The 17,996-nt window shown below is 60.5% G+C and carries 18 protein-coding genes and 3 tRNA genes; 12 read left to right on the top strand and 9 right to left on the bottom strand.

Annotation, left to right across the window (positions count from 1 at the left end; translation table 11 throughout):
* Positions 1–130: 130 nt before the first annotated feature.
* A complete protein-coding gene (locus tag HMPREF0762_RS05785; protein WP_006362579.1) occupies positions 131–1,486 on the bottom strand; it encodes a sensor histidine kinase in 1,356 nt (451 codons plus the stop codon).
* Positions 1,486–2,163, bottom strand: coding sequence for a response regulator transcription factor (locus tag HMPREF0762_RS05780; RefSeq protein WP_040619097.1), 678 nt, complete (start codon positions 2,161–2,163; stop codon positions 1,486–1,488). Before HMPREF0762_RS05780 ends, HMPREF0762_RS05785 begins: the two co-directional genes overlap by 1 nt.
* 287 nt (positions 2,164–2,450) lie before the next feature.
* Between HMPREF0762_RS05780 and HMPREF0762_RS09230 the strand changes: the two genes are divergently transcribed.
* From HMPREF0762_RS09230 to HMPREF0762_RS05760, 4 genes are read left to right on the top strand one after another with little or no spacing between them, the layout of a single operon-like run.
* Entirely contained in the window at positions 2,451–2,720 is a 270-nt protein-coding gene (locus tag HMPREF0762_RS09230) for a hypothetical protein (protein WP_009079216.1), read from the top strand.
* Positions 2,721–2,746: 26 nt separating this feature from the next.
* Positions 2,747–3,664: an efflux RND transporter periplasmic adaptor subunit gene (locus tag HMPREF0762_RS05770; RefSeq protein WP_006362576.1), complete on the top strand. Its 918-nt coding sequence runs from the start codon at positions 2,747–2,749 to the stop codon at positions 3,662–3,664.
* Between the two features lie 8 nt (positions 3,665–3,672).
* Positions 3,673–4,395: an ABC transporter ATP-binding protein gene (locus HMPREF0762_RS05765; protein WP_006362575.1), complete on the top strand. Its 723-nt coding sequence runs from the start codon at positions 3,673–3,675 to the stop codon at positions 4,393–4,395.
* Positions 4,392–5,546 carry an ABC transporter permease gene (locus HMPREF0762_RS05760; RefSeq protein WP_006362574.1) on the top strand — a complete coding sequence of 385 codons (1,155 nt, stop codon included), beginning with the start codon at positions 4,392–4,394 and terminating at the stop codon, positions 5,544–5,546. The genes HMPREF0762_RS05765 and HMPREF0762_RS05760 overlap by 4 nt, the downstream gene beginning before the upstream one ends.
* 190 nt (positions 5,547–5,736) lie before the next feature.
* Here the strand turns inward: HMPREF0762_RS05760 and HMPREF0762_RS05755 are convergent, their stop codons facing one another.
* Positions 5,737–6,861, bottom strand: a complete 1,125-nt coding sequence (locus HMPREF0762_RS05755; RefSeq protein ID WP_115314228.1) for an alpha/beta hydrolase — start codon at positions 6,859–6,861, stop codon at positions 5,737–5,739.
* 328 nt (positions 6,862–7,189) lie between these two features.
* Between HMPREF0762_RS05755 and HMPREF0762_RS05750 the strand changes: the two genes are divergently transcribed.
* The 3 genes from HMPREF0762_RS05750 (at position 7,190) to HMPREF0762_RS05740 (ending at position 9,619) form a co-directional block, all read left to right on the top strand.
* Positions 7,190–7,654: a DUF2975 domain-containing protein gene (locus HMPREF0762_RS05750; protein WP_006362571.1), complete on the top strand. Its 465-nt coding sequence runs from the start codon at positions 7,190–7,192 to the stop codon at positions 7,652–7,654.
* Between the two features lie 10 nt (positions 7,655–7,664).
* Positions 7,665–7,874, top strand: coding sequence for a helix-turn-helix domain-containing protein (locus HMPREF0762_RS05745; RefSeq protein WP_006362570.1), 210 nt, complete (start codon positions 7,665–7,667; stop codon positions 7,872–7,874).
* 80 nt (positions 7,875–7,954) lie between these two features.
* Positions 7,955–9,619 (top strand): DUF4153 domain-containing protein, encoded by a 1,665-nt coding sequence (locus HMPREF0762_RS05740; protein ID WP_040619095.1) that lies wholly within the window; start codon positions 7,955–7,957, stop codon positions 9,617–9,619.
* A 32-nt stretch (positions 9,620–9,651) separates the two neighbouring features.
* Here the strand turns inward: HMPREF0762_RS05740 and HMPREF0762_RS05735 are convergent, their stop codons facing one another.
* Together HMPREF0762_RS05735 and HMPREF0762_RS05730 are read right to left on the bottom strand one after the other, a co-directional pair.
* On the bottom strand, positions 9,652–10,287 hold the full coding sequence (locus HMPREF0762_RS05735) for a response regulator transcription factor (RefSeq protein ID WP_006362568.1): 636 nt from the start codon (positions 10,285–10,287) through the stop codon (positions 9,652–9,654).
* Complete coding sequence (locus HMPREF0762_RS05730) at positions 10,284–11,573, bottom strand: sensor histidine kinase (RefSeq protein ID WP_040619093.1); 1,290 nt, start codon at positions 11,571–11,573, stop codon at positions 10,284–10,286. The genes HMPREF0762_RS05735 and HMPREF0762_RS05730 overlap by 4 nt, the downstream gene beginning before the upstream one ends.
* 134 nt (positions 11,574–11,707) lie before the next feature.
* Between HMPREF0762_RS05730 and HMPREF0762_RS05725 the strand changes: the two genes are divergently transcribed.
* From HMPREF0762_RS05725 to HMPREF0762_RS05705, 5 genes are all read left to right on the top strand, one after another.
* Complete coding sequence (locus HMPREF0762_RS05725; RefSeq protein ID WP_040619091.1) at positions 11,708–12,655, top strand: ABC transporter ATP-binding protein; 948 nt, start codon at positions 11,708–11,710, stop codon at positions 12,653–12,655.
* A 9-nt stretch (positions 12,656–12,664) separates the two neighbouring features.
* The gene (locus HMPREF0762_RS05720) at positions 12,665–13,903 is read left to right on the top strand and encodes an ABC transporter permease (protein ID WP_006362565.1); all 1,239 of its coding nucleotides are present in this window, start codon (positions 12,665–12,667) and stop codon (positions 13,901–13,903) included.
* Positions 13,890–15,071, top strand: a complete 1,182-nt coding sequence (locus HMPREF0762_RS05715; RefSeq protein WP_006362564.1) for an ABC transporter permease — start codon at positions 13,890–13,892, stop codon at positions 15,069–15,071. Before HMPREF0762_RS05720 ends, HMPREF0762_RS05715 begins: the two co-directional genes overlap by 14 nt.
* A gap of 257 nt (positions 15,072–15,328) precedes the next feature.
* A complete protein-coding gene (locus HMPREF0762_RS09360) occupies positions 15,329–15,736 on the top strand; it encodes a hypothetical protein (protein ID WP_040619088.1) in 408 nt (135 codons plus the stop codon).
* Positions 15,733–16,140, top strand: coding sequence for a type II toxin-antitoxin system VapC family toxin (locus HMPREF0762_RS05705; protein ID WP_006362562.1), 408 nt, complete (start codon positions 15,733–15,735; stop codon positions 16,138–16,140). The genes HMPREF0762_RS09360 and HMPREF0762_RS05705 overlap by 4 nt, the downstream gene beginning before the upstream one ends.
* A 3-nt stretch (positions 16,141–16,143) precedes the next feature.
* Here the strand turns inward: HMPREF0762_RS05705 and HMPREF0762_RS05700 are convergent, their stop codons facing one another.
* The 4 genes from HMPREF0762_RS05700 to HMPREF0762_RS05685 all read right to left on the bottom strand — a co-directional run bounded on the left by HMPREF0762_RS05700 (position 16,144) and on the right by HMPREF0762_RS05685 (position 17,595).
* On the bottom strand, positions 16,144–16,956 hold the full coding sequence (locus tag HMPREF0762_RS05700; RefSeq protein ID WP_040619086.1) for a nitroreductase family protein: 813 nt from the start codon (positions 16,954–16,956) through the stop codon (positions 16,144–16,146).
* Positions 16,957–17,197: 241 nt separating this feature from the next.
* A tRNA-Thr gene (locus tag HMPREF0762_RS05695) sits at positions 17,198–17,273 on the bottom strand.
* 97 nt (positions 17,274–17,370) lie between these two features.
* Positions 17,371–17,444 (bottom strand) — tRNA-Gln (locus HMPREF0762_RS05690).
* 75 nt (positions 17,445–17,519) lie between these two features.
* A tRNA-Lys gene (locus tag HMPREF0762_RS05685) sits at positions 17,520–17,595 on the bottom strand.
* Positions 17,596–17,996 lie beyond the last annotated feature (401 nt).

The raw sequence follows: 17,996 nt of genomic DNA, 5'->3' as shown, positions 1-17,996 counted from the left end.
CGTCGGCGGCGGTCGCCGCCGCCTGGGCGGCGCCCTGCGCGCCCTCGGGATCGTCGGCCCACGAGAGCGCCTGCGGCGTGAAGCCGCTCAGCGCGAAGATCCGGCGGCATATCCCTTGGCCGACGTCCGTCTATTCCGTCGGAAGGATGATTTCCACCAAAGTGCCTTTGCCCGCAGGATTGGGCATCATGCCGATGGTGCCGCCATGCGCATCGACGATCGCCTTGGCGATGGCAAGCCCCAGTCCGCGTCCGCCGCCAGCCTCGCGTGCCTTATCGGCCCGATAAAAGCGATCGAAGGCCCGTTCGACGTCTTCGGCCGATACGCCGATTCCCGTATCGGCCACGCGAACGTGCGCGCGATGGCCCTCAAGCGCGGTCTCGACCTTGATGGAATCCCCTTCTTCGGTGTACTTGATCGCGTTATCGAGCACGATCGCCAGCAGCTGGCGCAGCTTGGCGCAATCTCCCGACACCACGGCCCCGCTCTCCGCGCTCACATCAATCTTCCGCCCCTTGAGCTCGGCATACTCTCGATACGTCGAAGCCATGGCCTCCGCAAGCTCGTCGAGTGAAAGGCGTTCCTTCTCAAGCTCCGCATCGCCCGCATCGAGCGCGGTGAGCGCAAGCAGGTCTCCTGCGAGGCGCGCAAGGCGATCGGATTCGTCTATCGTCGCGGCAATGCCCTCGAAATGATCGATGATGCGGTCGTTCGGATGCTCGAGCAAAAGCTCCTGGGTCGTCTTGATGACCGAAAGCGGCGTCCGCAGCTCGTGCGACGCGTTCTGGACGAACTCGGACTGCTTGCGCCAAGATCGGGCGATCGGCCTGATCATGCGACGCGAAAGCAGATAGCTTGCAGCGGCGGCCAGGACGAGCGCGATCGCAAACCCGACGGCCATCGTCTTGGTGAAGGTGTCGAGAATGCCCATTTCCGAATCGACATTGGCAATGACCTGGACGTATCCGACCGTCACGCCATCGTCGTTCTGGACGGCCGACGTGACCGTGCGAAGGTTGTGGCCGTTGCAGATGCGCAAGCGCGGCGCGTCGAGATCCTTCTTGTCGAACGGAATGTCATCGAGATAATCCGGCTCGACCTCGTATAGGGCGATGCCGCTCTGAATGGAGCCGTCGAGCGACCGAATAACGAATATGAGCTGGGGGTTCTCTCCCACATTCCGCTCCATGGCCGCGAAGAGGTCTCCGGAGAATCCGCCGAGACCGACGTCGAAGCTGTCATTCCCCTTCGACGCGCCGTCGGACGCAACTCCCGCAGGATCGGCCCCTTCCCACGGCTCATCCTTCTCGAACGAAAGCTGGGCCAGCTGAAGCTGCTCGTCGATACCTTGGAAAAGGTTGGTGCTCACCTGGCGATAGATGAAGAAGCCGAGAACGAGCAGCAGGCAGGCGAGCACGACGAAGAATATGACGGTGCTCCGAACGAGCTCCCTGTTCAAATACCGTTGTTCGGCACGCGTCGCCATCACGCGCCGCCTTCTCCGAACAGATATCCGGCACCGCGAACGGTTTGCAGATAGACATCGTATCCGAACGGCTTGAGCTGCTTTCGGACGGCGCTCACGTACACTTCGACCACGTTCGTCGACGTATCCGACATGAAGCCCCAGACCCGATCGAATATCTGGCTTTTCGACACGAGCTGGCCTTTGCGGCTCACCAGGAACTCGAGCACGTCGTATTGGCGACCCTTGAGCTTGACCTCGGCGTCTCCCACGTAGGCGGCATGCATATCGGGATACAGCACCAGGTCCTTGAACGAGAATTCCTTGCGCTCGAACGAATCCGTGCAGCGCCTCAGGATGGCCTCGATGCGCAGAAGCAGCTCGTCTTTCGCGAACGGTTTCGTCAAATAGTCGTCGGCGCCCGCACGCAGGCCCCGGATCCTCTCATCGACGCCGCGCATGGCCGTCAGTATGAGCACGGGGGTGGTCACCTTGTCGGCGCGCAGCTTCTCAAGCACGTCGTAGCCGCTCATTCCCGGCAACATGAGATCGAGCACGATAAGGTCGTAGATTCCGTCTTTGGCGTAGAAGTATCCCTCGTCGCCATCGAAGGCCTGCTGAACTCCGTATGCAGGCTCGATCGCCTGCCTCATGGCGTCGGACAGCCGGCGGTTGTCTTCGACTATAAGAATGTCCATCGCGTTCCTTCGCTCAAGCGTCGGCATATTCGGTTCAACTATAGCATCACGCTGCGGCTTCCATGCGCGCGCGAACCGATCGCGTTCGGAATGCCCACGGCCCCATCGGAACCGGCGCCTCCGCGCATGAACGAGCGAACCCTCCTCGGATATGCGCGGATCGGGCCCGATCGCGCGGCTCCCGCTCACGCACGGACGGTTTAAGGAAGCTTTAAGGATGCCTTCCCTACAATCGCCTAGCCATGCAAGACAGCTTCGTTATGAACGATAAGGAAAAGGAGCACATTATGAATACCAAGAAGTCATCGTTCAAGTGGATCGTGATCGCCCTCATCGCCGCCATCGCCGTGGCCGGTGCGCTCTTCGCCGTGAAGAACTCGGGCATCCAGCAGGCGGTCGATCCGAACAAGGACCAGTCCCAGGCGCAGCAGAGCCTCGAGATCGATCCCAACAACCCGCCCGAGGGCGTCCAGATCGTCAAGAATGACGGCGACCAGGGCGGCAACGGCGGCGCTGAAGCCGGCGCAAGCGCAGGCTCGACCACGCAGGCGTCTTAGGCCCCTGCCCGGATAAGGAAGAAAGAATGAGTAAGACAATCGGGAAATCCCTCATCGTCATCGCCCTGGTTGCAGTTCTGGGAGTGCTCGTCTGGGGGCTCGCAGGAGGAACCACGCCGCTCATGGACAAGACCCAGCCGCAACCTGACGAGCAGGGCGCCATGCAGCAGACCACCGCGACGGTGCAGAAGGGCACCATCGAGTCGAAGGTCACCGGCCCGGGCGAGATCAAAGGCTCCGCTACCGCCAAGCTCGAACTCGACAAGAAGCGCTACTTCAAGGAATTCGTTCCTGAGCTGAACACGCGCGTCGAAGAGGACGACGAACTCGTCGACTACACCTACGGCAAGCCCCTGAAAGCTCCGTACGACCTGGTCGTCACCGAGAAGAACGTGCCTAAGAGCAAGAAGGCCGTCACGAGCGACCATTATCTGCAGGTGACCCGCGTCGACACCATGAACGTCGACATCGCGGTCAGCGAAGCCGACATCGCCAAGATCAAGGAAGGCCAGGAGGTCGACGTCGCTATCGGAGGCGACGAGAACAACGTGGTCAAGGGCACGGTCGAATCCATCAACCAGGTAGGCAGCTACAACGCGTCCGGCTCCAAATACACGGTCACGGTCTCCATCCCCAATGAAGACGGCGACATCCTCATCGGCATGTCCGCGAACCTGAGCATCAAGACCGGCGAAGCGAAGGACGTCCTCACCGTTCCCGTGAGCGCCGTGAAGACCACCGACAAAGGCTCTACCGTCTCGGTCGTGCAAGAAGACGGCACCACCGTCGAGAAGAACGTCACCACCGGCGTGTCCGACGGCAAGATCGTCGAGATCTCAGGCGACGTGAAGGAAGGCGACAAGGTCGTCCTCAATGAAGCCGGCGGATCTGCCGACGGCATGGATGCGGCCACCACAGGCGCAGGCGCCGCCGCGACCAACTAGGGGGACCCATGGATTCCCCTAGAAACGAAACGACCGCATCCGACAAGCTCATGATCGACATGCGCGGCATCCGCAGAACCTATCTCATGGGCGAAGAGCGCGTGCATGCGCTCGACGGGGTGGACTTCCAGGTGGCCAAAGGCGAATTCGTCTCGGTCATCGGAGCTTCGGGCTCGGGCAAGTCGACGCTGATGAACATCATCGGGCTTCTCGACGTGCCTGACGAGGGGAGCTACTACCTCGCAGGACGCGATACCACCTCGCTGTCCGACTCGGAAGCGGCACGCATCCGCAACCGGACGATCGGCTTCGTGTTCCAGGACTTCAACCTTCTGCCCACGATGAACGCCTTCGAGAACGTGCGGCTCCCCCTGCTCTATCGCGGGCTCAAGCCCAAAGAGGCTGGGGAGCGCGCTCGCGCGCAGCTCGAACGCGTGGGTCTGGGCAACCGCTCGCACCACCTGCCCGCCCAGCTTTCGGGCGGCCAGCAGCAGCGCGTGGCCATCGCCCGCGCGCTTGCGGGCGAACCTGAGATCCTGCTCGCCGACGAACCGACCGGCGCTCTGGACTCCCACACGAGCGAAGAGATCATGCAGCTCCTCGAAACCTCGAACGAAGCCGGTCAGACGATCGTATTCATCACCCATAACCCCGACCTTGCCAAGAGGACCAAACGCAGGGTCGCCATTTCAGACGGCCATATGCATGAAGAGAAGGAGGTCCGGCGATGAAGCTCATCCAGATGCTGCGCGAGTCGTTCCTGAACGTCATGCGCAACAAGCTCCGCACGGCCCTCACCATGCTGGGCCTTATCATCGGCATCGCGTCGGTCATCGTGCTCGTAGGCATCGGCGACGGCTCGAACAAGCAGGTCGCGGAACGCATCCAATCGCTCGGCGGCAACGTCATCTCCGCTTTCACCTATAGCGGCGGCGACATGACCTACAGCGACATCGAGAACATCCGGGCGAAAGAGCACATCGCCACGGCGACGCCGTCCAAGAACATCAATGCCGACGTTTCCGTGAACCATCGGAAGCTGACGCAGGCGAGCGTCAATGCCACCGACGAGAACTACCTCGAGGCCCGCAACCTCGATCTTGCCGAAGGCCGCAACCTCTCTGCCGTCGACCGCGACAACAAGAGCAAGGTCTGCATCGTAGGCGAGAAGATCGCGAAAGAGCTGGGAGGCACCTCCGAGGCGGTCGGCAAGACCCTCAAGATCAACGGCGATATCTACAGCGTCGTGGGTGTCATCAAGTCCAAAGGCGAGTCCATGGGCCTGGATACCGGCAATCTCGTGGCGCTTCCCATAAGCGTCGTGAACGACCTCGGCGCCGCCCCGACGTTCAACGAGGCCTATGCAAAGGCCCAGGACGGTCAGGTGGATGCAGCGAAGGACGACATGAACTCGTACTTCGCCAAGGACAAGAAGCTCAACGTCAACTCGTACACGGTCAACACCCAAGACGAGCTTCTGAACGCCACGTCATCGGTCAACGAGACCATGACCGCGCTTCTGGGCGGCATCGCGAGCATCTCGCTCATCGTCGCCGGCATCGGCGTCATGAACGTCATGCTGGTTTCGGTGGCCGAGCGCGTGCGCGAAATCGGCATCAAGAAGGCGCTGGGAGCGCGCCGCATCGACATCATGGGGCAGTTCCTCACCGAGGCGCTCATCATCAGCCTGATGGGCGGCACGGTCGGCATCGCGGGCGGCCTGGCCTTCGGGCTGGCGGCGGCGAAGACCGGCATGCCCTTCTCGCCCTCGCCGAGCATCGTGGTCATCGCGGCGGGCACGAGTATCGCGATCGGCCTGATCTTCGGGCTGGTTCCCTCGTATCGAGCCGCACGGCTCAATCCCATCGACGCTCTGCACTAAAACGCATCGTCGAAGGCACGGCGCGAGCCGGCCGCAGGGGGGAGGATGGACGTTACGCCAACGACGTCCATCCTCCCCTTCTTCATGCATAGCCTTGGTGTAAACAGGGGCAACGCTGCTTAGGCTCTATCGATGCAAGCAATAAGGAAAATCCGGCTGCATGAGCAATCGTACCGACATGCGGCCGAAATCATCCCATCAGCTCGCTGAAGATGGGCAGGCAATTGTAGATGTACGTGTCGCGCCCGTCGCTATCGTGCGAGTATCCGGCCGCGACGCGATACGCCGCGTTCGGCGCAACCCGAGTCGCGTTTTCCGCATCGTCATCGAAGACGAAGAAATCCGGATGCTTCCGCAGCTTCCCCACCTGAAGATCGAGGCCCCCGAGGGCGAAATCGAGCGATCCCGTCGTCGTGAAGACGAAGAAGTCATCGAGCCCATACCCCTGATCGTCGATGGAATCGACCAGGAAATCAGCAGTCCATTCAGCGCTTCGTCGCTCGGTATACATCTCGGAGCTCCAAAAGAGCGACCCCGACATCGGGAAGAAGTATTCGAACCAATCCATCGAGTCGGTCATGCGATACCACGTGGTCACGGCGCCCATGGAGAAGCCGCCGAAGATGCGGTGGCCGCGCGACGCAACGATGTCCTCGTCGTCCGAGCTTTCCAGGTACGTGTTGTATCGGGTCTCGAACTGGGGAACCAGGTCGCGCAATTCATACCCGAACCTCTTGGTCAGCGCGGCATCGTAGTCGTCGTTATCCTGTTCGATGTTATCCGGATAGTACGAAACGCATACGACGATCATAGGATTCATGTCGCCCTGCGCGATCATGCTGTCGAGCAGGAACTTATCACCGTACGGCTCCTCGGGCGTGCCGAAGTAGGAGCTTTCGCTTCCGCTCGCGCCATGCATGAGATACAGCACGTTGTAGCGCGTCTCCGCATCGTCAGGATCGTACCCGTAGGGCAGGTAGACGATGGCGAACTTCTCCATGTCGCGCGCTTCGTCGTCGTAGGTGTTCGTGTCGTAGTAGAAGCGCTCGAGCGTTCCCGGCTCGTTCGAAGGATCGAAATACGACGACGGAACATCTTCAAGCGCACCGGGAATATCGACTTCATCGCGCACGGGAGCAAGAGGTTCTACAGGCGCCGGCTCGGGCGAGAAGATCCCCCTTCCATCCCCCGAAGGGAGATCTGAAGGCGCGGGAAGGGAGCAGCCGGACAGAGCAAGGGCCGCCGGCACGGCCGTGCCGGCCATCAGCGCAAGAAATTCCGCACGAGACATCGCGCGAGCAGTCGGGTTCGTCATCTGAGTCTCCTTGAGTGGCATATCGTTTCTTCGACGATAAACTTCAGGATGCGTCGCCGCGGGGAACATCGGGGCGAATATATGATTCCCTCATCAAACCGTTGAGAATGATGCGGATTCTTGAAGGGATCCGCCATGGCGGCTGCCGGCGTTGTTGGAGCTGCAGCGCTGGCGAGCGAACATGCACCGACGCCTATGCCGGCTTCAACCCGGCTTTTCCCTCCACGCTCCTTTCTGATTCTTCATTAATTATCGTTTATCGATAATTTTTTATTGACTTTCGATAAATCCAGCGCCATCATGAAGCCCAACGACGAACGGAGCACCTATGAACCAACGCGAACTTTCCCTCTGTCTCAGGATCCTCGACGCGAGCATCGTCGTCGGATGCCTCTGGTTCTGCCTCGGCATCATCCCGATAAAGGCCGACGAAGCCCTGGCCGCGCACGGCACCGTTCTCGGGTGGGCATTCGCCGTCGTAAGCTGCATTCCCCTGCTGGCCATCGGCGTGCTCGCATGGCGCCTTTTCGCCGATATCGGCAGAAATAGGTCATTTTCAACGGAGAATGCCGCGCGCCTGCGGCTCGTCAGCCTCTTCGCGCTTGCCGAGGGAATCCTGTTCTTCGCGGCCATGATCGTGATCGCAGCGCTCGGCCTGCTCACATCTGGAGCCCTGGCCGTCGCGCTCGTCATCACCATAGCCTGCTTCGCGCTCGCCATCGTGTCCGCCACGCTTTCGCACCTCACGCGCAAGGCGGCGCAGCTCCAAGACGAAAACGACCTCACGGTGTAACGGAGCGGCCATGGCAATCCACGTGAATCTCGATGAAGTGCTCCGCCGCGAACGCATGACTCTGACCGAACTCAGCGACCAGGTGGACATAACCATCGCGAACCTCTCGAACCTCAAGACCGGCAAGGCGAAGGCCATGCGCTTCACCACGCTCGACGCGCTCTGCCGTGCGCTCGACTGCCAGCCAGGCGATATCCTCGCCTACTCCGACGAAGACTAGACCCCCATCGGGCGAACGCGGCCCGATGCATCAAGAGAGAACCGTTGCAGAACGTGCGTTCATGCGCGCAAGGAGGAATCATGCCTCGAAACCACGCATTGCCCCAGCCGCCAAGCGAAGCCGCGGCATCGCCGATGCCATCGGCAACCCCATCCGCATCGCCCGAAGCCCCCGTGAAGATGCCGAAGAAGAGCATCCCTTTCGACAAGAAGAGCCGGCTTGCGCTTTTGCTCGCCTTCGGCCAGGCCGTTCTTTCGTCATTCATCTTCTATCCGTACGATGCGATGGAATTCGGCTCCTTGCCGGGCGTCGGTCTCACGATCATGACCATCGCCGTTCTGGCATGCGCGTTCGCCATCTTGGGTAAACATGCGCGTATCGATCGGGTGACCATACCCCTTACCGTAACCTGCCTGATTCTTGCCCTCATTCCTGCGCTGTACGCGAATCCCGACCTTCGCTTCCTCAATTGCCTCATCTTAGGCGGAACGCTGACCCTGGATGTCTTCCTCGTGGCGAACCTTTGGGAAGGATGCTGGGCGAGCAGCCGAGCTGTCGGGGCCTCCATCTGGTTCTTCTTCGTAGCCCTGTTCTCGAATCTGCTCGGCCCTCTGAATGCCCTGGCGCACCGATCCCGCGGCAAGGACGGACGTGCGCACGGGCCGCAGGGCGTGGCCGCAGGCATCGGCATCGCGCTCGGCCTGCTCGTCATCCTCATCATCCCGCTGCTCGCCAGCGCCGATGCCATGTTCTCGCAGATCTTCTCGCGCATATTCGATCTCCTCGCGCACCTGCGCTTCGACAGGATAGTCACGCACCTGACCATCGTCCTCATCGTGACGCCTTTGGCGTTCAGCCTGCTGTGGGCTGCATCCCACGCCCGCTCCAACCCGCATGCAAGCGCGGGCGAAGGCGCCCTTCCTGACGCTTCGAGCAGACGCATCGCCCGCCGCATTCCGGCGGCGACGCAGGTCATCGTCCTCATAAGCGTCGATATCGTGTATCTCGTCTTCGTCGCGGTGCAGTTCATCTACCTGTTCGGCGGCACGGAAAGCGTCCATATGTACGGCGGCTATGCCGAGTACGCACGCACCGGATTCTTCCAGCTTGCCACCGTCGGCATCATCAATGCATGCATCGGGCTCCTTGCAGCGCAAGGCGCGGGACATGCGCAGTCCGTCGGATCCCGCGCGGCCCTTACGGTCGGCAACGTCGCGCTCGTGCTGATGACCGCGGTCATCCTCGCCTCGGCGGCGATGCGCATGAATCTCTATATCCAGGAATACGGCCTCACGCTGATGCGCCTGCTCACACTGCTCGGCATGACGTTCACGGCCGTGCTCCTCGCGGCGCTTCTCGTCAAAACGTTCTATGCGAAGACCAACTTCTTCCGCATCTTCATGATCGCTGGCCTGGCCCTCTGGATCTGCTTCAACTTCATGAACATCGACAAGCTGATCGTCCGGTACAACGTGGCCCAATATGAATCCGGCGCTATCGAAAACGTCGACACGTGGTATCTGAGCATGCATACCAATGCGGATACCTTGTCCGATCTTCAGGCGCTTGAAACATACCTGAGAACGAAATCCGACGCGAACGAAAAGCTACACCTCGGAGACGATCTGAACTACGGCGATTCATACGAGTACGAGGCGGATATCCTGAAAGACCGCATCATCGCCTATGAAGACTCGAGGACGCGTGAACCCTGGCCGCTCTGGTCTTGGGCGCATCGAGCGTGACCGACCCCCTACCCTCGGCCGACTCCCTACCCTCAGCCGACGCACCTGCGGTAGTAGAACACGGCGATCTGAGTGCGATTACGCAGACCGAGCTTGGCGAGCACCGAGCTGATGTGATTGCGGAGCGTGCCTTCGGACATGCAGAGCATATCGGCCGCTTCGGCGTTATCCAGACCTTCCGCGACCGCACGGACGACTTCGCGTTCACGCTCGGTCAGGGAAGAGAGCGCCGATTCGTCGGTACGGGAGCCCCCGATGCCGCCCGCCATGAATGCGGCCCGCTCCAAGACCTCGCCTTCAAGCACGTTCTGGCCTGCCATCACGGCGCGCAGCGCAGGGGCGATGGACGCGACGTCCTGTTTGATCAGGTACCCGCGCGCACCCATCTTGAGCGCCCGCACGATGTATTCGTCGTCCGAAAACGTGGTCAGGAACACGACGCGTGCCTCGGGATCGTGCCTCAAGAGCTCCTCGGCAGCGGAAAGCCCGTCGCGACCCGACATGCGTATATCGGAAAGCAGCACATCGGGAGCATGCTCTTCGAACAGGCGCACCGCATCGTCGCCGTCCGACCCGAACGCGACGACCTCGATATCTGCCTGCGCGTCCAGGATGATTCCCAGGGATTCACGTACGATCGGATCGTCGTCCACGATTACGAGCTTCATTCAGCGACCTCCTCGGTCGTCGTCCGTACGCTTCTATCCGCCGCATCCCTCGCACCGTCGTCAGGTGCGTCCGATTCTTTCCCCTTCGGAATGGATACGAACACCACGAACTCATCGCCGCAGGTCAATCTTATAATGCCTCCATGGGAAGCCACGCTTTCCCGCATCGTTCGCACCCCCATGCCGCCGGAGCGCTCGGCTTCAAGGAAGGCCTCCGCCGGACCACGGGGCACAACCCCGTCGTTGCGCACGACCAGCTGCCAGAACGCAGGATACTCGGTCGCACGGACGCTCGCGTGCGCCGCGTGCGCATGCCGTGCGGCATTGGTCAGGGATTCACGCGCGACCGAAACCAGGCAGCGCGTCACAGCCGCCGGCGGCTCTGTATCCAGAACGCATGCCACACGCACCTTCGGAATGCCCGAAGTCCCTGCGAGGCGATTCAGCTCCACGGAAAGGCTCACGCCGTCGTCTTCCAGGTCATGCACGCTCTTGCGCATGGTATCGAGCGCGTCGTCAAGACCCGCGGCGATACGGCCGAAATCAGCCGTCACGCTCGCATCCGGCGCATGCACCACCTGCAATGCCTTCGTCTGGAGCGACAGCCGCGTCAGCTGATGGCCCACCTTGTCATGGATGTCCCGCGCGATGCGCGTGCGTTCGGCCAAGGCGACTTCGCGCGCTTCGAAACCGCGCGCCGCCTGCAGCTCATGATTCCTCGCATCAAGATCGAGCAACCTGTCCTGCAGATCGTCCTGCAGGTTTCGCATGCGGCCTTCGGTATCGAGGAGCCTCGTCGTGCGAAGCGAGACCAAGGCGGCGCCAAAACAGGCGATGGCCACGCAGAACGCTTCGAAGAGGAAAATGCTCCGCGTGGCCATCCATGCGGCGAGAGGAAGAATCCAGGTCGCCGACGCGACCGCACTATGCGAAGTCTTCGACGCATCGCCCGCCCTCGCCGCGTCATACGCTACGAGAGGCAGCATGGCCAGACCCGATTCCGCTGCTCCGAAAACCACGGCGGAGGTCACGCACCATGCCGTGAGGATGCGGCGATCCGAACCCGCACATGCGACCGTGAGCTCGGAGGAGGCCGTCCCTACCGCCGAGCCGTCCTTCGCCGCCGCACCCGCACGTGCGGATATGAGCTCGAAGACCGCCGAGAAACCGATTCCCGCCACGAAGAAGACGACAGCCAGGCCGCGTTCGCCGCGCGCGAACGCGAATGCGAACGAGAGCGCCAAACAGACCGCCGCAACGAGGGCTTTGTCGATGATTCTTTCCATACCGGCCATTCTATGCGAAAGGCTCGGCCGGGCATCCATGACAAACGTCAGGGTCCATTCATGACGACGCTCACTTTCGCCCACCATGCTTCTGGTCGAGAATGAGGATACCGATCGAGAAGAAAGGCCCCTGTATGGAACGCAGCATCGTCCAGGTGCGGAACCTGGTGAAACGGTACGGAGAACTCGCAGCCGTCGATCATCTGAACTTCGACATCCACCCAGGTGAGATCTTCGGACTCCTCGGCCCCAACGGGTCAGGGAAAACCACGACGATCAACTGCATCCTGCAGCTGCTGCGCTACGACCATGGCGAGATCGATCTGTTCGGCACCCGCATGAACGCGACGGACTACGAATCGAAGCGTCGCATCGGCATCGTTCCTCAGGACGTGGCCGTATTCGACGAACTCACCGTACGTGAAAACATCGATGCGTTCTGCGCGCTCTACGTTTCCGACCGTGCGCAGCGACACCGAATGGTCGACGATGCCATCGCGTTCGTCGGACTTGAGAAATTCGAGAAATTCCGTCCGAAGAAGCTTTCGGGCGGGCTGCTGCGCCGATTGAACATCGCCTGCGGCATCGCGCACAAACCCGAGCTCATCTTCTTGGACGAGCCGACCGTCGCCGTCGATCCCCAGAGCCGCAATTCCATCCTCGAGGGAATCCTGCGCCTGAACGCAGAAGGTGCAACCATCGTCTATACCAGCCATTACATGGAAGAAGTCGAGCAGATCTGCTCGCGCATCATGATCATGGACCATGGCACGAAGGTTGCAGAGGGAACGAGCGACGAGCTCAAGAGCATGATCGGCATGGGCGAGCGCATCAGGATCGAAGCCGCGACGCTCGAAGATGCCGCGCTCGAACGGCTGCGCGGGCTCGCCTGCGTCCGCAGCGTCGCGTTCGATGGGGGCATCGCGACCGTTGAATGCTCGTCGGGCGCCCATAACCTCGTCGACGTCCTGGCCGTGCTGGCCGATGCCGATGCGCCGTACGGACGCGTGACATCCGAGCCGCCCACGCTGAACGACGTGTTCCTCGAGATCACCGGCCGCGCCCTGCGTGACGAGGCGTAGGGGGCAGCGATGCTGACGACATTCAAATACCAGGTCATAGGAATGCTGCGGGACAAAGTGCTCATGGTCTGGTCGCTCGGATTCATAATCGTGCTCTCGCTTATATTCATGGCCATGTTTTCGAACCTGCAGGACAGCTACGAACCCTCCGCCCAGCCGTTCGGCATCGTGCAGGACGACGCCTACGATGCGGCGCCGGGATTCGATGCGTGCATCAGAGGCATATCGGACGAGGATGCCGAAACGCGCCTCGTCGAGCCCACGTTCTTCGCGAATGCCGACGATGCGCGCGCGGCGGCGAAGAACGGCGACGTCGTCGGATATATCGATGTCGAGGACGACACCCCGACCCTGCACGTGACTGCCGAAGGGAACGATTCGGTCACCATCATGGTGCTGCGCGCGGTGCTCGATGCATACGTTGAGACGCGAGCTCAGTATCGGGCCATTCTTTCAGGCGACATGACCTGGGCGATCGAGCAGGGCGTCATCGACCCGACGACGCTCGCGTCCTTCACGCAGACGGGATCGGACGTTGATGCCGATGCATTCATGTCGTCGGTCATAGATGGGCTGGCCAGTCGCCAAGACCGCATCGCCATCGAAAAGGCGCAGGTCACGCATCAGGAGGTCGATGCGTCTGTGCGATACTACTTTTCCCTGCTCGCCTTCGCCTGCGGCATGGGCATGACCTTCTCGATGATCGCCATCAGAAACCTGTGCGCCAATACATCCGCGCTCGGCGCACGGCAGACCATGGCAGGCATGCCTCGTTGGAAGATGCTCGTATCCTGCCTTGCCGCTTCATGGGCCTGCATCATGGGATGCCTGCTTGCGGCATTTCTGTTCCTGAAATTCTTCGTCGGGGTCGATTTCGGTTCGCGTCAGGTGCTTTGCATCGTCGTTCTGGGAGTATCGAGCCTCATGTCATGCGCAGCCGGTGCCGTCTTCGGCACGATGCGCACTATGACGACCGGCATGATTTCAGGAATCACCTGCCTGCTTTCGCTGTTCACAGGGCTCTACGGCACGGCAGCGCAGAAACTCGCCGATTTCGTCGAAGCCACGGTTCCGGTGCTGTCCTGGGCGAATCCGTTGTGGGAATCGACCCATGGGTTCTTCAGCCTGCTGTATTACGACACGCTGAGCCCCTTCGCCCAGAATTGCGCCGCCATGCTCGGCATGGCCGCGATCTTCATGATCATCGCGCTGGCTCGCATGAGGAGGATGAGCTATGAGCATCTTTAGAACCGCTCTGCGGATCGTGGCCGCGCATAGAGCCTACGTGCTGGTCTATCTGATCCTGTTGAGCATGCTCGGCCTGTTCATGGGCCTTGCGAACGGCGTATCGAATTCCGAGACCGTTACAGATCCGAAGCCCGTCGTCGCGGTCGTGGATCGAGATGGCAGCCAGCTGTCGCATGCGGTCGCCGACTACCTTTCGACGGTCGGCGAAATGACCGAGATCGACGATAGCGCCCGCGCGCTGCAGGATGCCGCAGCCGAAGACCGCATCCAATACGTCCTTGTCATCCCTGAAGGATTTCAGCACGACTTCGAAGAAGCGGTCGCATCCGGCACGGATGCGCCCAGCCTCGATTCCGTCGTCAGCTATCGTTCGGGCGCGGCCATGCTCATGAATACGCGCACGGCCTCGTTCTTGGGCCAGGTCTATACGTATCTGGGAACGACGGCGCACGATGTGGAGGAAGCCGTGACGCTCGCGGACGATACGATGGCCGACCGCGCCGAGACCGAGCTCATACCCGCCGACACCACGCCCCTTTCGAACAGCCTGACCATCTACCTGCAGTTTTCAACCTATCCTCTGTTCGCGTTCATCGTGGTCGCCATTTCGATGTTCATGGATAAGCTCAATCGCCGCGCGATTCGCGGACGTACGCTCGGGTCGCCCATCCCAAGCTTTTCCCGAAGCACGCAGATCTTTTCGGCCTGTCTGCTCATCGGCTTGATCGGATGGTTCTGGATCTGCCTGCTCGGACTTGCCGTATTCGGAGGCGACATGGAGGCCTCGTCCTGGCCGCTGCTTGTCGTCGCCGGCGCCGCGATGCTCGCGTATGCGCTCTGCGCCGTTGCGATAGGGTTCCTGCTCGGCCAAGCCGGGCTTAAGGACAACGCGGTCAACGCCGTGGCCAATATCCTCGGCATGGTGCTCTCGTTTCTGGGCGGCGCCTGGATCTCTCTCGAATTCATGCCCGACGCCGTCGTCAAAATCGCCCATTTCACGCCATCGTATTGGACGAACAGCATGATCACAGGAGCGGCGCATGCGGATTCCGCTTCGATGCAGACGATCGCTCCCCTCATAGGAGACTGCGGAATCGCCCTGCTGTTCGCGCTCGCGATCTTCCTTGTGGCCGTCGCGATAGGGCGGGCGCGCAACGCGAACGCGTGATGGGAGAAAATGGCTCGAGACATGCATGGTCGGGCCACGTGGTTCGGTACGTATGAGTTCGACTCGACCCGATCGCTTCCCGTCCCGCACCCGATTCCCAAATGTAGGATGGGAGGCGGTTCGCGCATCGGGGCAAAACTGTACGACCAGCAGTTTGTGCGGCCACCCCTCCGAACATCCATCTGACATGACACTATGAATTGCATGTTATACGCATGTATAATGCATGCATGATAGCCAGGAGAACGGAGTGCGGAATGCCAGCCTTGCAGGTAAGGGAATTCCCCGAAGATTTGTACAAAAAACTGAAAGCGACCGCGGCACACGAACACCGCAGCATCGCTCAGCAGACCATCATGTGTGTAGAACGAGTGCTGCGGGATCATGGCGAAGAAGAGATTCAGGGCAGCGGCGAGATGCATCGGCATCGCGTCACGCCCCATTCCCCTTATCAACAGGACGAATCCCTTCAGAAACGAGAGGCGCGCATCGCGAAACGACAAGAGATCTTCCGAAGAATAGATGCCCTTCCGAAGCTCGACCTTCCAAACGGCGCACTCGGTCCCGTCGATATCATCCAAGGTATGCGCGAAGAACGCGACACACAGATTCTTGGTACATCCTTGAATCAGGTCGTTTCATCGACGGAAGAGGAACGTGCATGATCGTCCTTGATGCCAGCGCAGTCGCGCAGATCGTTTTTGGTTCTAGGGAAGGCGATGCGCTTCGTGAGTTCATGCTTGAAGGAGAGAAATCCATTGCGCCCGACCTCGTGCGTTCAGAGCTCGCAAACGTCTTCTGGAAATACCATCAAGCAGGCATGTTGGAAAGAAAGGACGCCCAGGTTCGATTAAGCGAAGCGATTGCGCTCATCGACGAGATCCATCCCTCGGATGACCTCGTCGTCGAAGCCTTCAATGAAGCCGTCCGCCTGAACCATTCTGCTTATGACATGTTGTATCTGGTTCTTGCCCGGCGAACGGGATCGACGCTTTTCACGCTTGACAAGGAACTCCAGGAAGCCTGCCTAGAAACGGGAGTCGACTGCGTGACATCGACGAGGCTTTAACGCCTACGAGCTTTTCTTGAACGTATAGACGTATTCGACAGTGCCTTCTCGCTGAATGCCGGGATCGGATTCGAGAAAGCCGCCGGCGATCCCTGCCTCCGCCGCAGCAATATCGCAATGGCATGCAGCGATGCCCAAATCGATCTTCTGCACATCGCCGGTCGTCTCCCTCTCGAACCCTTTGCTTCTGGCCTCGAAGAAATGCACCTGGTCGCCATCGACCACGAGACGCCACGGCTGCGCGTTTCGCGCCGACGGCGCACACCGGACCGCCTCAAGCGGGATGCTCCACATCCCTACTTCAGACTCGCTCAAGGGATGCGCGAAGTCTCCCGTAAAGAACAGTTTCTCGGATGCATGACGCGTGTCCGCCTTAACCGCCGCGCGCATTGCCTTCTCGCGAAGGGAACGTTTGCGCGCCGGGCGGCCCAGCGGGCTTACGCAGGGCATGAACTCGCCCTCCCCGACGTTCATGGCGCGCTCGAATGCAGGACGATCAAGCGTGCCGGCAAGACATACGGTCCCTAATCCGAGCGAGTGCGCCTGCAGCATGAATTTCTCGAAAGAATAGCCGAATGCCAGTTCGGCACGCGATTTGCGGGCAACTTTCGCGCAAACGTAGTAGTCCGCACCGGAGATGACCTTGCTCGTAAGGCCGTACTCCTCGGCATCGAGCACGTCGAACGTCACTTCGATTCCGAACGGATTCGGAACATCGGCCAGGAATTCACGCATCGCCGCGAGCATTTCCGGGTCGAGCCCCTTGCCATCGAACGTCCTGACGCTCCTACGCTGCTTCATGTCCTGCAGATTCATGCCGATTTCCTTTCGATACATGCGCACGCATGCGTCATGCCGTGTCGCATCGGATTCGTTGCATGCGAGATCGATGGCTCAACCATGGCGACCAACGGCAGTTCCTCGATCGCATAGAGTTTTCGCCTTGCCCTTTTAGACAGCTCAGCCGAAAAGCCCTTGGGATGCTCCCCTGAGAATACAACCTCGGTCAACAATAAAAAAGCCGAGGCTCGAACGAACCCCGGCTTTCGTATTCGGATGGAGCCGATGAGCGGACTCGAACCGCTGACCTACGCATTACGAGTGCGTTGCTCTACCAACTGAGCCACATCGGCATCCTGCGCTTCAAGCGCGGAGCAGAATTATAGCGGAACGCATGCAGCCGCGCCATAGGAGTTTTACGCGACGCGAGCATTCCCATAAGTCATCGAATGGCTGGTCCACCAGGATTCGAACCTAGACCAAGGGCACCAAAAACCCTTGTGCTGCCATTACACCATGGACCAATAGAGAAAGAACCGATCGAACCGATGCGCGCGCTCGCGAGGCTCGGCATCCCGCGGGTTCGCGTAAATTCATCGTGGTGGGCCGTCGGGGACTCGAACCCCGGACCTTGGGATTAAAAGTCCCCTGCTCTACCAACTGAGCTAACGGCCCGATTTCGCATAAATGCAAGAGGACATTCTACCGATGCGGGCAAAACGGGTCAATGCGGAAGCATCCTCAAAATTCCTGCACAAGACTTTCAGGTGATTTTAAGGACGCCCCGCTATCATGCGGAGCATGCTCGATGAACTTGACAGAGCGTCGAAGACGTATCGGAAGGAACGTCGAGCGAGAACCTTCACAGAGACCACCCCTCCGCCTCCGCGCGGCGCCTGCCGACTCCTCTCCTTCATCCCTGCATAGGCCGGCGTCAAACGGATGGCGTCTTCCCTCCCTGCAGTCGGATGGCGCATTCCCTGCGCGTCTCCGACGACCCTGCACAGCGGCCCGGCCACCCCGGGCCGCTTCCTTTTCCTGCCCGACGGCTTTGAGTCCCTAGGCGATTCCGCCAA

The sequence above is a fragment of the Slackia exigua ATCC 700122 genome (assembly GCF_000162875.1).
GTDB lineage: Bacteria > Actinomycetota > Coriobacteriia > Coriobacteriales > Eggerthellaceae > Slackia > Slackia exigua.
This window is presented reverse-complemented; position numbering and strand designations above follow the sequence as displayed.

Coding starts and splice junctions, on each gene's coding strand:
- HMPREF0762_RS05730 (WP_040619093.1), bottom strand. CDS start 11,573: ATGGAAAGAATCATCGACAAAGCCCTCGTTGCGGCGGTCTGTTTGGCG.
- HMPREF0762_RS05755 (WP_115314228.1), bottom strand. CDS start 6,861: ATGACGAACCCGACTGCTCGCGCGATGTCTCGTGCGGAATTTCTTGCG.
- HMPREF0762_RS05700 (WP_040619086.1), bottom strand. CDS start 16,956: ATGAATCTGCAGGACATGAAGCAGCGTAGGAGCGTCAGGACGTTCGAT.
- HMPREF0762_RS05760 (WP_006362574.1), top strand. CDS start 4,392: ATGAAGCTCATCCAGATGCTGCGCGAGTCGTTCCTGAACGTCATGCGC.
- HMPREF0762_RS09360 (WP_040619088.1), top strand. CDS start 15,329: ATGCCAGCCTTGCAGGTAAGGGAATTCCCCGAAGATTTGTACAAAAAA.
- HMPREF0762_RS05715 (WP_006362564.1), top strand. CDS start 13,890: ATGAGCATCTTTAGAACCGCTCTGCGGATCGTGGCCGCGCATAGAGCC.
- HMPREF0762_RS05740 (WP_040619095.1), top strand. CDS start 7,955: ATGCCTCGAAACCACGCATTGCCCCAGCCGCCAAGCGAAGCCGCGGCA.
- HMPREF0762_RS05785 (WP_006362579.1), bottom strand. CDS start 1,486: ATGGCGACGCGTGCCGAACAACGGTATTTGAACAGGGAGCTCGTTCGG.
- HMPREF0762_RS05725 (WP_040619091.1), top strand. CDS start 11,708: ATGGAACGCAGCATCGTCCAGGTGCGGAACCTGGTGAAACGGTACGGA.
- HMPREF0762_RS05750 (WP_006362571.1), top strand. CDS start 7,190: ATGAACCAACGCGAACTTTCCCTCTGTCTCAGGATCCTCGACGCGAGC.
- HMPREF0762_RS05735 (WP_006362568.1), bottom strand. CDS start 10,287: ATGAAGCTCGTAATCGTGGACGACGATCCGATCGTACGTGAATCCCTG.
- HMPREF0762_RS05765 (WP_006362575.1), top strand. CDS start 3,673: ATGGATTCCCCTAGAAACGAAACGACCGCATCCGACAAGCTCATGATC.
- HMPREF0762_RS05745 (WP_006362570.1), top strand. CDS start 7,665: ATGGCAATCCACGTGAATCTCGATGAAGTGCTCCGCCGCGAACGCATG.
- HMPREF0762_RS05770 (WP_006362576.1), top strand. CDS start 2,747: ATGAGTAAGACAATCGGGAAATCCCTCATCGTCATCGCCCTGGTTGCA.
- HMPREF0762_RS09230 (WP_009079216.1), top strand. CDS start 2,451: ATGAATACCAAGAAGTCATCGTTCAAGTGGATCGTGATCGCCCTCATC.
- HMPREF0762_RS05705 (WP_006362562.1), top strand. CDS start 15,733: ATGATCGTCCTTGATGCCAGCGCAGTCGCGCAGATCGTTTTTGGTTCT.
- HMPREF0762_RS05720 (WP_006362565.1), top strand. CDS start 12,665: ATGCTGACGACATTCAAATACCAGGTCATAGGAATGCTGCGGGACAAA.
- HMPREF0762_RS05780 (WP_040619097.1), bottom strand. CDS start 2,163: ATGGACATTCTTATAGTCGAAGACAACCGCCGGCTGTCCGACGCCATG.